This window comes from Siphonobacter sp. SORGH_AS_0500 (assembly GCF_002838835.1).
Taxonomy (GTDB): domain Bacteria; phylum Bacteroidota; class Bacteroidia; order Cytophagales; family Spirosomataceae; genus Siphonobacter.
In genome coordinates this window covers 438,320-451,353 of sequence record NZ_NHPP01000001.1, presented here as the reverse complement: position 1 = coordinate 451,353, position 13,034 = coordinate 438,320, and the positions used below count along the sequence as shown (strand labels likewise).

Here is a 13,034-nt window from a genome sequence, read left to right as displayed (position 1 = left end):
TTAACTGATGACCGCAGCGGCGGTCGCTAAGTCCTGCCCATTACTTAGTAACTCATCTCCACAATCTTCTTCACGTCCGAAGGTTTCAGGTCTTTATATTCCCCTATGCCCAGCCAGTTTCGTTGCGTAAATCGTTGCTCAATTTGCTCAGCCGTGTTTTCGAACTGATCGGTATAGGCAGACAATTTGGTTTGAATATGCAGCGAATGGAAAAACTCTTCCGTTTTTACAATGGCCTGTTCCGCTTTCTCTTCCGTTGTTCCTTCCGTAATATGCCAAACCCGTTCGCCGTATTGAGCGAGTTTCTCTTTCTTCCGCTCGAAATTGTAACGGTAATGGCTGGGGGCAATAACCGCCAGTGTACGGGCATGGTCGATGCCATACAGGGCCGTTAACTCGTGACCCATGGCATGAACGGCCCAGTCGGTGGGAACCCCTTTCTGAATCAGTCCATTGAGAGCCATGGTGCAACTCCACATAAAGTCAGCGGCCGCTGAATAGTCCGCTGGGTTTGCCATGACCAGCGGGGCCACTTCAATTAGCGTTTGCATAATGCTTTCCGCAAAACGATCCTGTAAACGGGCATGAATCGGGTACGTCATGTATTGCTCCAGCACGTGCGTAAAGGCATCGGTAATTCCGTTCGCAAGCTGCCGCGGAGGAATGGATTGAATAACCTGAGGATCAAGAATGGAGAAAACCGGGAACATGCCGGGTCCGCCGAAGGATAATTTTTCCTGCGTTTCTGCCCGACTGATGACCGAACCCGAATTCATTTCAGAACCCGTAGCGGGCAGGGTTAAGACACTGGCAAACGGTAAGCCTTTCTCAAAACGAATGCCTTTGGAAAGAATATCCCAGGGTTCGTCGCCTTCGTATAAAGCCGCCGCCGAAAGAAACTTGGCCCCGTCAATAACTGAGCCGCCACCCACGGCGAGGATGAAAGTAATGGACTGATCCTTAATAATTTGGAGGGCCTTTAAAAGGACGGCGTATTCGGGGTTAGCGGGAACGCCGCCGAATTCAACTACCTCAAAACCTTGGAGTGCTGCAATGACTTGTTCGTAAACGCCGTTTGTTTTGATACTTCCACCACCGTACAGCAACAGAACTTTAGCATGGGCTGGTAGCTCGGTGGATAATTTTTCAATTTGTCCCTTTCCGAAAATAATTTTAGTCGGATTCTTAAATTCAAAATTTAGCATAATCTCTGAAGGAATTGTTGGGAATTTGGGGGAGTTTAGAGTTTTGTGTTTAGGGTTTGGAGTTTTGGGTTGTGAGTTAACTGTAATTGTTGCATGACAACCCCAGCGGGGTTAAATTTCTAATAGCCCCGGGTGATAACCCAGGGAGGTTCTCTTGGCACCCCCACATTTCATACGGGGCTATTCATGGTTTAACCCGCTGGGGTTATTTTTCATAATTACCCGGATCTATTAAACCGGGGAGGGATTGCACCCCCCGCATTTCATACGGGGCTATTCATGATTTAACCCCGATAGGGTTATTTTTTTCATAATTACCCGGATCTATTAACCCGGGTAGGTTGTCTCCTTGGCACCCCCGCATTTCATACGGGGCTATTCGTGATTTAACCCCGCTGGGGTTGTTTTTTTCGTAATTACTGAGGCCATTAACTCGGGAGGGCTTCATTCCCTTACAACCCCGCATTAGATGGGAGTCAATTCATCGATTAACTCAAACCCCCAAACTCAAAACCCTAAACACTAAACAAAAAAACATAAACCCCGAACTCCTAAACTCAACCCATAAACAGAAAGTGCCCCCGAAGAGGCACTTTACTGACAAGGTATTCAGAATCAGAGATTAAATTTTCCCTTTCAAGGCTTCCAGCCGGGCGTACATTTCCAGCATGGCGGCCTGATCGATTAGCGACTTCCAGGGGCGGGGGCCAACCAGATGTTGCTGGTCTTTCTCTTCTTTCCAGATTCGCTCAGCTTCTTTCGCAAATAAACGCAGGTACTGCGGGTCCTTATCCACTTCGAAAAGCTCTACGTACCCCCGTAGTAAAACCACGTTGAACCAGTAGTTCCCCGGAAATTTATGGTTTCGATAAAAATGATTCTTTGCCGCTTCGGCCACTCGCTTCGCCTCCTTGAGATACGTTTGATCATTCGTTAATTCATACAAAAGCACGTTAGACTGAAGCATAGTTCCGGTATTATAGGTATAAATGGCCGAGTCGATTTTCAGGCTGGGTAACTTCACTGCATCATAATAAACGCCCGATGGAGCCTGCAACTGTTGGTTCGTCCAGCGGTACAGCTCAAGGGCCGTTTGTAGATCTTTCGGGTCTTTCCTAAGTTTATAGAACTGCAAGGCAATGAGAATACCCGGGCCATTTGAACAGGTATTCTTGGTGGTTTTATCATCTTCTTTCCAGTAGATACCGCCGCCGCCCCGCTGATCGTAACCTGTCAGCATAAATTTATAAATCAGCTCTGCCGTTTTGAGGTAAGATGGCTGTTTGGTTCGTTTGTAAGCATCCAGGCAAGCAATCGCAATCCACTGATTATCATCATAGAAACGCGTGTCTGTCATTTCTTTTGTGACATAAGCCTGGTAACCCGGAGCCGGAGGGTTGGCGTTGTAATACTGCTGAATAGTGTGCAAAACGGGTTGAAGGTAAGATGCTCTGGGTTCCAGCACTTCCATTTCATTCGCCGCCTGAACCAGAGCACAAAGCGGCCACAGGTAGGAGTGAGGCTTTTCATTGTGAGCCGCATCGTTCGTCTCTTTATAGAGCCCGGTTGAAGGCTCGTAAAAAACGCTTTGAATATTCTGGTGAATTTGATGCAATCGCTCGGTTTGAGTCCAGCCGGATAAACTAAACGATAGGAATGTTGCCAGCAGGAAGGCAGATTTTTTCATAAAACGTAAGTATAGAGGAATTGTCAATGGTTCATCTATACATAGTGATACGTCACGGTTGGGAACTCTGACAAGGAAGAAATTATTCCAAGGTCAGCTTGCTCGACTCCTGTTCCACAAACGCCTGAAAACGTTCCTGCAACTCCGTATAAAGGTTAATCCAGCGTTTGCCTTCCGGGGTAATGAGGGCCCCGCCGCCGCGTTCGCCCCCCGTCTGCGTGCTAACTACGGGAGAAGCGGCCTGATTATTCAGCGATTGGATCAAATCCCAGGCTCGTTTGTAAGACATGCCCATGCCCTTGGCCGCCGCAGAAATTGAGCCGGTCTGTTCAATTCGCTGAAGCAATTCCAGTCTGCCAATGCCCATGAAGCGTTCTTCTCCTTCAATCCAGATTCGCCCGTTTACTTTAAATGCCATAACATTGCTTATTAGAATTCGCAACGGCAAAAATAAGGATGAAATGAAAGGGATCGCAATTCGTAACTCTCCCCGGCTGAAACGAAGCCAGCTTAATACTGGATTATGAATTGATAACAAATAATCATTCGTTCAGGTTAAAATTTTGTTTAATCTGACAATAAAGTTGAAGGGCAGTTAAATTCACGACTAATTTTAAACAAGAAATCACAATCAAGGTTTCAACCTTGTGGGTAAGTGTTCTAGTGTTTTGAAAAAAGTTTCTTTGGATATGATTCTTATAGTAGATGACAGACCTGAGAATATTCTTCCTTTGAAGAAAATTCTTGAGCAGCATCAATTTTCTGTCGATACCGCAGAATCTGGAGAAGAGGCTCTGAAGAAAGTTCTTGCTAATAACTATGCCGTCATTATTCTGGACGTGCAGATGCCCGGAATGGACGGTTTCGAAGTAGCAAACTTCATCGGTGGGTATAGTAAAGCAAAAGATACCTCCATCATATTTCTTTCAGCGGTCAATAAAGAAAAAGAATTTATTACCAAAGGGTATACTTCGGGTGGAATTGACTATTTAACCAAACCGGTTGATCCAGACATTTTATTGTTGAAAGTCAAAATACTCAATCGTTTATACGAGCAGCAGCAGGAATTAAGGGCCACGCAGGAAAGCCTACTGAAAGAAATTGAGGTTAGAAAGCAAGCCGAAGAGCAATTGGCCAAAGGCATGCAGGAGTTACGGTCTATCGTAGAATCGCTGCCGCAAATGGCTTTTACCATTGCTTCAGCAGGGAAGATTGAGTATGTTAATGAACACTGGTATAAATACTCAAGACAACTGGATCAATTCCCTGAAATGCACCCGGATGATAACATTCATCTGGAGTGGGAGACGTATCTGAAACAGGGAGTTGAATACATCAAAGAAACACGATTAAAAGAATTAACTACGGGAGAATACCGCTATCATTTGCTTCGCATTACCCCTATCAAATTTGAAGAAGTAACGGTTCGCTGGGTGGGTACTTTTACGGATATTCATCAGCAAAAAATCAATGCTGAAATTCTTGAACAAAAAGTAGAATTACGTACCAAAGAGTTACTGGATAAAAACGTAGAGTTAGAGCGAACCAATCATGAATTGCAACAATTTGCCTGGGTAGTATCGCATGATCTAAAAGAACCTTTACGGAAGATTCAAATCTTCAATGGCGTAATTAAAGAAAAGTATTTAAAAGACAATAACGAAGCCATCTCTTACCTGGATCGTTCCATTCAGTCTTCAGCCCGGATGTCGAGGCTTATCAGTGATGTGCTAGAGTATTCCAGATTATCCAATAGCTCTTCTTTCCAGGAAACGAATTTAAATGAAATTTTACACGAGTTATTAATCGATTTTGACGATTTAATATCCCGTAAAGAAGCCATTGTATCCGTAGGTAATTTACCAGTTATTTCAGCGATGCCGAGCCGGATTAGGCAGGTGTTCCAAAACCTGATTAGTAACGCTTTAAAATTCTCAAAGCCTACGGTAGCTCCTGTTATTCACATTACTGGTGAATTAGTCGCAGATAAGTCCATTGACAGCCCGGCAAAAGAAAATGGGGCATTCTGTCGGATCATAGTAGAAGATAATGGAATTGGTTTTGATGAGAAATTCCTGAACCGAATCTTCATTATTTTTCAGCGATTAAACGATCAGAGTAGTTATGAAGGGACGGGAATTGGATTAGCCATTGCCAAGAAAAACATTGATACGCACAACGGAATCATATCAGCCAAAAGCCAGATGGGAGAAGGGACAAGCTTTATTATTGTTTTACCCGTGAATCAAACTAACCACGTATTGAAGTAAGCATTTCTATTCGCCATGCCTAGAGCTCATTATTCAGTAATTAAACAATTGCAGGTTGTTTTCTCAATCTCTGTCATATTATTAGTCTTTAGCTTAGTAGCGTCTTTTTACAGCACCCAGCGACTGATTACCAATTCCGAATTGGTTAATCATACCAATGAAGTATTGCTGGAATCTGAAAACATTATGTCGCATTTAAAGGACGCAGAAACCGGACAGCGAGGATACCTGATTACGCTGGACCCGGACTTTCTTCAACCTTACACGGGTGCGTATGATAAAGCTAACCGCAGTTATAATACCCTTAAAAATCTGACTATTGACAATAAGGTTCAACAGAAAAATCTGGACGAAGCCAAGCGTCTATACGATGCAAAGTTTAACCAGATGCAACTGATTATTGATCTGGTTAGGAGAAAAGGAATGGCTGTTAGTCGGGATACGGCTCGTCAGAACGATGAAATGATAAAAGGCAAGAAGATTATGGATAATCTTCGCAGCGTCATCGAACAGATTAAAAAAGAAGAAAATAATATCCTGCAAAGCCGTCTTGAAAAACAAAGTTTTTACATAACGTATACGCCAATCGTTCTGGCTATTGCGGCGATTGTTTCTATTCTTATTACCGGCTTTTCATACACGAGAATTAAAAATGAATTAGATACTAAATTAAAAGAGCAAATTAAAAGAGAAGAGGCCTTCGAAGAGGCCAATCGCCGGATTTCGGTTATGGAAGGCATTACCGGAAGAATTGCACAGGGCGATTACACTTCTCGGAGCCAGGATACCCGGGATGATGAATTAGGGCGAATTGGCAGAGCTCTTAATGCAATGGCCGAATCGCTGGAAACGAGCTTTAATGACTTAGAACGTAGAAACTGGCTTCAAACGGGTTCCGCTGAAATTAATAATGCCATTAATGGCGAACGTAATGCCCGAAAACTAGCCAGTAATTTAATTAATACACTTACTCATTTTATCGGTGTTCCGGTGGGTACCGTGTATTTTATGGAATCAGATTTGAGTTATAAATTAATCTCAAGTTACGCTTCCAGTACTGCTCCCGAAGTCGTTTATATTGAAAAAGGACTGGTGGGCCAGGCGATTAAGGAGAAACAGATAATGCTCGTTAATGATCTGCCTGACAATTACTTAGTGGTGGAGTCAAGCTTAGGTCAAACGCCCATTTCTTCTCTGGTAATCATGCCGCTGGTATACGCCAATATGTGTATTGGAGTTATTGAACTGGGCTTTTTACGGTCACCAAACGAGCTAGAACTGGAGTTGCTAAAAAGTAATGCAGACGATATAGCCGTCGCGTGAACGCCGCTTTAGATTATATTAAACTTCAGAATTTCCTGGAAGAAACACAGGCTCAGGCCGAAGAGTTACAGGCTCAGCACAACGAGTTAGAGAACCTGAATGCTGAACTTGAAGCTCAGTCTCAGAAGTTACAGGCTTCAGAAGAAGAGCTGAGAGTACAACAGGAAGAATTGTTACAGTCTAATACAGAACTGGAAGAAAGAAGTTTATTACTGGAAGAAAAAAATGAAGAAATTCAGAGAAAAGCCGAAGAGCTTGAAATATCAACGCGATATAAATCTGAATTTTTAGCGAATATGTCCCATGAATTGCGGACACCCTTGAACTCAATTTTATTATTGAGCCGTCTGTTAGCTGAGAATAATGAAAATCATCTTTCGAAAGATGAAGTTGAATATGCTCAGGTAATTAATAACTCTGGAAATGGACTATTAGGCTTAATTGATGAAATCCTTGATCTTTCAAAAATCGAAGCAGGTCAGATGAAGCTCGAATTTATGAATGTATCAACGAATGAAATTACCGATGAATTAAAAGCCCTCTTTACTCCTTTAGCGAAAGATAAAAAACTAGATTTCAAGGTAAAGGTTGCTGATACTATTCCTGCTTACCTGGAAACAGACCGTTTACGTCTGGGACAGATTTTGAAGAATTTATTATCCAATGCCATTAAGTTTACTTCCGAAGGCGAAGTTTCTTTAACGTTAGAAAAGGATACTAAATACGATAATTCAGTTCGATTCATCGTCAAAGATACCGGTATTGGTATTCCGAAAGAAAAGCAGCATTTGATTTTTGAAGCCTTCCAGCAAGCGGATGGTTCGACGAAGCGTAAGTACGGCGGAACGGGTCTGGGATTATCGATTAGCCGGGAGTTAGTAAAATTATTAGGTGGCGAGTTAGTAGTAACCAGTGAGGTAAATAAAGGTAGTGAATTCACGTTGCACTTACCTATTTCGAAGCTCAATCGAATTGAGATTGAAGAGATAGAGGTTACTCCAGTAATCATTAAAAAGGAAGAAGAAAAGCCGCAGCCTGCGAAAGAAAAGACTACTGAATTTTTGAGTACCACAATCCCGGCTAATATTCCTGATGATCGGCAGTCCATAGAAAAAGATGATAAGGTCATTTTAATTATTGAGGATGATACTGCCTTTGCCAAATCATTACTCGATTATTCCCGGAAAAAGGGCTATAAAGGCATTGTTTCCGTTCGGGGAGATGAAGGATTAAAACTCGCTGGGCTTTATAAGCCTGCTGGTATTTTACTGGATATTCAGTTACCAATCATGAGCGGGTGGGAAGTAATGGATGCCCTGAAAGCCGATCCCCAAACGCGGCCTATACCGGTACATATTATGTCTTCCCATAAAATGAAGACGGAAAGTTTACTGAAAGGTGCCGTTGATTTTGTTAACAAACCAATGGCATTTGAACAAATGAAAGACGTTTTTGAGAAAATTGAATACGTTTTGAATCGCAATGCCAAGAAAGTTCTGATTATTGAAGATAATCCGAAACACGCCAAAGCATTAGCGTATTTTCTGGAAACATTCAATATCAATTCCGAGCTGAAAAGTGATGTCGATCAGGGCATTCAGGCTCTTCGCCGGAAAGATATTGATTGCGTGATTCTGGATATGGGTATCCCCGATTCCAAAGCTTATGACATGCTTGAACAGGCCCGGAAAGACCCTGATTTTGAGAACCTTCCCATTATCATTTTTACCGGGAAAAGTCTATCCCTTTCCGAAGAATTAAAGATTAAAAAATATGCAGATTCGATCATCGTTAAAACAGCTCATTCGTATCAACGTATGCTGGACGAAGTCTCGTTGTTTCTGCATTTAGTGGAGGACAATAAACAATCGGAAAAGAAAGAGGGTCGATATAAAAAACTGGGCGAATTAAGCCAGATATTGAAGGGTAAAAATGTGCTGGTAGCCGACGATGATATTCGGAATATTTTCTCCTTATCGAAGGCGTTGGAGAATTACCAGATGAATGTCATCACGGCTTTGGATGGCAAGGAGGCTCTTCAGAAACTTGAAGAAAATGCCCACATTGACATCGTTTTACTGGACATGATGATGCCGCAGATGGATGGCTACGAAACGGCTCGTAAAATCCGCGAAAATTACCTCTGGAAAGACATGCCCGTCATTGCTGTGACGGCGAAAGCCATGACGGGTGATCGTGAGAAATGCATCCAGGCTGGAGCCTCCGACTACATTACCAAACCCGTTGACATCGATCAGCTTTTATCGTTGCTACGCGTTTGGTTGTACGAACGCTCTTAAAGACTATCGTATAACACCTCTAGGAATAAATCAGGGAATGGAGAAGAAGCGAGTGCTCATTATTGATGACGATGCGAAGAATATTTTTGCTCTAAAGGCTACCCTACGCTCAAAAGCGTACGATTGTCTGTCGAGCAGCAGTGCTCAGGAAGCTCTGAATTTGTTGCAAACGGATGAGGTTGTAGACATAATTTTGATGGATATGATGATGCCTGAAATGGATGGTTACGAGGCTATTCCATTGATTCAGGCCATTGAGAAACGCAGGCATACGCCGATTTTGGCAGTGACGGCCCAGGCGATGGTAGGAGACCGGGAAAAGTGTTTGAGGGCGGGGGCTACCGAATATATTTCGAAGCCTATCAATGTGGAGCGTTTACTGGAGTTAATGTCTCGTGAATACTAGTAAGGTCATGATTGAAGAGGAAGAGATTGCCATTTTGTTAAATGACCTGTACGAAATTTATGGGTATGACTTTAATAATTACTCCAAAGCTTCTCTGAAAAGACGCATTCAGCGAATTTGCACCATTGATAAGTTTCCGAGTTTTGCGGAGCTTCGGTATCGGGTAAAGTCCGATCCTGCGTATCTGAAACGTTTTGTGGAGGAAATAACCGTTAACGTAACGGAGATGTTCAGAGACCCGACGTTTTATCATTTTCTGCGGACGGATGTATTACCTACGCTAGGGGCAAAACCTTTTATCCGAATCTGGCATGCCGGGTGCTCTACGGGCGAAGAGGTTTATTCAATGGCCATTTTATTGCAGGAGGCTAATCTTTTGCATAAGTCCCTGCTGTACGCAACGGACCTGAATCCAACCGTTTTGGAGAAGGCCCGTGCGGGAATTTTTCCGATGAGTCACATGAAGCTGTACTCAGAAAATTACATTGGATCAGGCGGGAAAAACGATTTTTCTTCGTATTACATTGCCAATTATGGGCAGGTAAAATTCAAGGAAAGCCTGGGAGAGAAGATGATATTTTCCACGCATAATCTGGTTTCAGATCGTTCATTCAATGAATTTGATCTGATTCTCTGCCGGAATGTGCTGATTTACTTTGATAAAGATTTACAGGAAAAAGTATTAAAGTTGTTTGACGAAAGTTTGGGCACCCTGGGTTACCTAGCCCTGGGATCTAAAGAAACCTTGAAGTTTTCCAGCATTCAGACGCATTACAAACAATTGACAAGAGACAAAGTATGGCGAAAGATCAATTAATGGATGCCTCTAAAGTGGTCGTTATTGGCGGCTCAGCGGGGAGTATTGATGCATTAATGAAATTATTTCCGCTGTTACAGAAGCTATCGGCTTTACTTTAATCATCGTTCTGCACCGGAAAAACTCGGTTGATTCTTCGCTGGCGGATCTTTTCTCGATGAAGACCTCTATTCCCGTAAGTGAGGTTGAAGATAAAGATCCGATTCAGTCGGGTAAAATATACGTGGCTCCTGCGGACTATCATTTACTGGTAGAAGAAGAGAACATCTTTGCCCTCGATGCTTCCGAAAAGATTAATTATAGCCGGCCTTCACTGGATGTTACTTACGAGTCAGTAGCCGAAGTTTTCGGTCCTTCGGCTATTGGAATTCTGTTATCAGGAGCGAATGCAGACGGAACGGATGGATTAAGAATCATAAAAAAAGCGGGTGGCCTGACCATTGTGCAGGACCCCGCTACGGCTCAGACGCCCTTCATGCCCCATCACGCCCTTCAACATGCACAAATTGATTTTGTCTTTTCGGTAGAAGAAATAGCTAGGTTTCTAAATCACCTCTCCTGATTGGTTTACGAGGGCAATTCCTGGAAAATGATTCATTAGTTTCAGAGAAGTTTTTGCAAATTCGCAGCTTTCTGTTGAACAAAACGCTCCCTATTTTCAATGAAACTATTTAGAAACCTTTCCTTTCTTGCTTTCTCGTTACTAGCTTTTTCCAGTTTTGCCGCCAAGGTGGATACGGTTGATACGTACAGTACTTCCATGAAAAAAACGATTAAGGCCGTAGTAATTACGCCCGACTCGTATGCTTCTGGTAAAGTCTTTCCCGTTTTATACCTGCTGCATGGGTACAGCGGAAACTACAGTGACTGGGCAAAGAAACATTTAACCATTAATGAATTAGCCGATCAGTATCAGATGATGATTGTTTGTGCGGACGGTAACTTTTCCAGTTGGTATTTTGACAGTCCTATTGACCCGTCTTACAAGTACGAAACCTACGTAGCCAGTGAGTTACCTGCCTGGATTGACAGTCGTTACAAAACCGTAAAAAGCCGCGAAGGTCGGGGTATTGCTGGCTTGAGTATGGGAGGGCACGGAGCTTTGTATCTGGCCTTTAAACATCAGGACGTTTTTGGAGCCGCGGGTAGTATGAGCGGGGGCGTAGACTTTCGTCCTTTTCCTAACAACTGGGACATCGCCAAGCGATTGGGAACTTATGCACAAACACCGGAAAACTGGGAAAAATACACGGTCATTAACTTGTTGCATTTATTAACGCCTAATTCGTTAGCCCTGCTGATTGACTGCGGAACGGAAGATTTTTTCTATGGGGTGAATGAAAATTTACACGCGAAGTTAATCGAACGGAATATCCCTCACGACTACATCAGTCGGCCAGGTGCTCATAACTGGGGTTACTGGAATAAAGCATTAACCTATCAGGCTTTATTTATGAAGCAGTTTTTTGATCGAAAAAAGTAAGAAGTAATGCCTAAAAAAGAACCACGCTTTCTAAAAGCATGGTTCTTTTTTGATAAGGAAACTTGGTGCAAGATTCCCTCTCGTACCAGTAGAATAATTCTCCTGGTTGAAAGTTAATGGAAAGCTCAGTAAGTTCCTTCGCTTCGTTCTGGATGACAGATCGGAGTATCAATGAGTTTACTCTAACGAAAAGAGAGGCCGCATCACGGTCTCTCTTTTGTATTTAAAATGACTTTTAGGCAGTCTCTTAGTTATCGAATACTTTCTTGATTCGCTTAATGTTTTTCAGACGAGCTTTTGCTTCGCGTTTCATCTGCTTTTTTAACGTTTCGGCCTCCAGTGATGGATCCTTATAACTCACTCGTTTGATGAGTAAGTAACTTACGTAATTGTAAAGGCCAAATAACGCAACCAGAATGAATAAGCCTTCGTTAGTTGATACCGAGTTTCTGATTAGTAGAAAGAAGCAGGTTAAGATTAAGGTCAATCCGCATAATACACAGGTCGCCTGAAAATGCGAAAGCCCCTGAGCAATCAGGATGTGGTGCGTATGGTTTTTATCGGGGAAGAAGGGTGAACGACCATTCATAATCCGAACAATGAAAACCCGTAGTGTATCGAAAATAGGAACAATCAGAACGACAATCGCAAGAATCGGTGCATCGAGAATGGCGTTAGCTCCGGTGTTCAGGTGAATAAACTTAACTGCAAAAAGCGTCAATACGAAGCCCAGAATAAGGGATCCGGTGTCTCCCATGAATATCTTACTCGTTCGGGAAAAGTTAAATCGGATAAACCCGAGTAAAGAGCCCGAGAGAGAAGCGGCCAGAATGGCAAGGGCATTTTGGCCATTGAGTAGAAACCAGGAACCAAAAATCATACAGGCAATTAGGCCAATGCCGCCAGCTAACCCGTCAATACCATCAATGAGGTTGATGGCATTCGTCAGAGCAATAAACACGAAAACGGTAAGTAAAATACTGATTAGGTAGGGAATCTGGTGGATCCCTAAAATTCCGAATAAATCATTGATTCTCAAATCAGCACCTATGATGACAAGCGAGGAGGCAAAAATCTGGGCAAGCATTTTCTTCATGGGTGCAATGACCAGAATATCGTCCTTTACACCCGTAAAAAAGAGAATAACAATGCCCGCAATAGCAAGGTGATGCAGATGGGTTTCGCCTTCGGGTAACCAGAGAAAATAGCCAATCATGGTTCCGGCAAAGATGGCGATTCCTCCCAGTGTTGGGGTGCGGTTGGAGTGGGCACTACGAGCTTCAGGCTCGGCCATTAAATTTCGAAGCCGGGAAATATTGATAATGACAGGGATTGCCTCAACCGTTAGCCAGCACGCCGCGATAAGAGAGATGATAACCTGAACAAAAGACTCGTTTAGGAATTGACGTAAGGCTGTGATCATAAAAATTGATTATCTGGTTCAATCAAGTTGCGTAGGTGGGGAGCTACACTAACTTTTCATCAAGACTTCACCAACCATTAATATATCAGAATTTTACTGATTTCCAAAACTACTAATCAA

11 protein-coding genes are annotated in these 13,034 nt (G+C 42.9%); 7 read left to right on the top strand and 4 right to left on the bottom strand.

Translation table 11 applies throughout. The features are described from left to right. Window positions 1–44: 44 nt before the first annotated feature. The 3 genes from BWI96_RS01960 to BWI96_RS01950 form a co-directional block, all read right to left on the bottom strand. Entirely contained in the window at window positions 45–1,205 is a 1,161-nt protein-coding gene (locus BWI96_RS01960) for an iron-containing alcohol dehydrogenase (protein ID WP_106635007.1), read from the bottom strand. A 622-nt stretch (window positions 1,206–1,827) separates the two neighbouring features. Next, window positions 1,828–2,892: a glycoside hydrolase family 76 protein gene (locus tag BWI96_RS01955; RefSeq protein ID WP_106635006.1), complete on the bottom strand. Its 1,065-nt coding sequence runs from the start codon at window positions 2,890–2,892 to the stop codon at window positions 1,828–1,830. A gap of 82 nt (window positions 2,893–2,974) precedes the next feature. Continuing rightward, complete coding sequence (locus BWI96_RS01950; protein ID WP_106635005.1) at window positions 2,975–3,310, bottom strand: winged helix-turn-helix domain-containing protein; 336 nt, start codon at window positions 3,308–3,310, stop codon at window positions 2,975–2,977. A gap of 271 nt (window positions 3,311–3,581) precedes the next feature. On the opposite strand from BWI96_RS01950, the gene BWI96_RS01945 reads away from it, so the two are divergent. From BWI96_RS01945 to BWI96_RS01920, 7 genes are all read left to right on the top strand, one after another. After that, window positions 3,582–5,162 carry a response regulator gene (locus tag BWI96_RS01945; protein ID WP_106635004.1) on the top strand — a complete coding sequence of 527 codons (1,581 nt, stop codon included), beginning with the start codon at window positions 3,582–3,584 and terminating at the stop codon, window positions 5,160–5,162. Between the two features lie 15 nt (window positions 5,163–5,177). Next, window positions 5,178–6,485 (top strand): CHASE3 domain-containing protein, encoded by a 1,308-nt coding sequence (locus BWI96_RS23110; protein ID WP_369804043.1) that lies wholly within the window; start codon window positions 5,178–5,180, stop codon window positions 6,483–6,485. Continuing rightward, a complete protein-coding gene (locus BWI96_RS23105; protein ID WP_369804042.1) occupies window positions 6,482–8,785 on the top strand; it encodes a response regulator in 2,304 nt (767 codons plus the stop codon). Before BWI96_RS23110 ends, BWI96_RS23105 begins: the two co-directional genes overlap by 4 nt. 37 nt (window positions 8,786–8,822) lie before the next feature. Beyond that, window positions 8,823–9,191, top strand: coding sequence for a response regulator (locus BWI96_RS01935; protein ID WP_106635003.1), 369 nt, complete (start codon window positions 8,823–8,825; stop codon window positions 9,189–9,191). 7 nt (window positions 9,192–9,198) lie between these two features. After that, window positions 9,199–10,008 carry a protein-glutamate O-methyltransferase CheR gene (locus tag BWI96_RS01930; protein ID WP_106635002.1) on the top strand — a complete coding sequence of 270 codons (810 nt, stop codon included), beginning with the start codon at window positions 9,199–9,201 and terminating at the stop codon, window positions 10,006–10,008. Window positions 10,009–10,060: 52 nt separating this feature from the next. After that, complete coding sequence (locus BWI96_RS01925; protein ID WP_369804051.1) at window positions 10,061–10,570, top strand: chemotaxis protein CheB; 510 nt, start codon at window positions 10,061–10,063, stop codon at window positions 10,568–10,570. A gap of 99 nt (window positions 10,571–10,669) precedes the next feature. Then, complete coding sequence (locus BWI96_RS01920; RefSeq protein ID WP_106635001.1) at window positions 10,670–11,491, top strand: alpha/beta hydrolase family protein; 822 nt, start codon at window positions 10,670–10,672, stop codon at window positions 11,489–11,491. A gap of 247 nt (window positions 11,492–11,738) precedes the next feature. Here the strand turns inward: BWI96_RS01920 and BWI96_RS01915 are convergent, their stop codons facing one another. Continuing rightward, complete coding sequence (locus BWI96_RS01915; RefSeq protein ID WP_106635000.1) at window positions 11,739–12,914, bottom strand: MraY family glycosyltransferase; 1,176 nt, start codon at window positions 12,912–12,914, stop codon at window positions 11,739–11,741. Window positions 12,915–13,034: the final 120 nt, after the last annotated feature.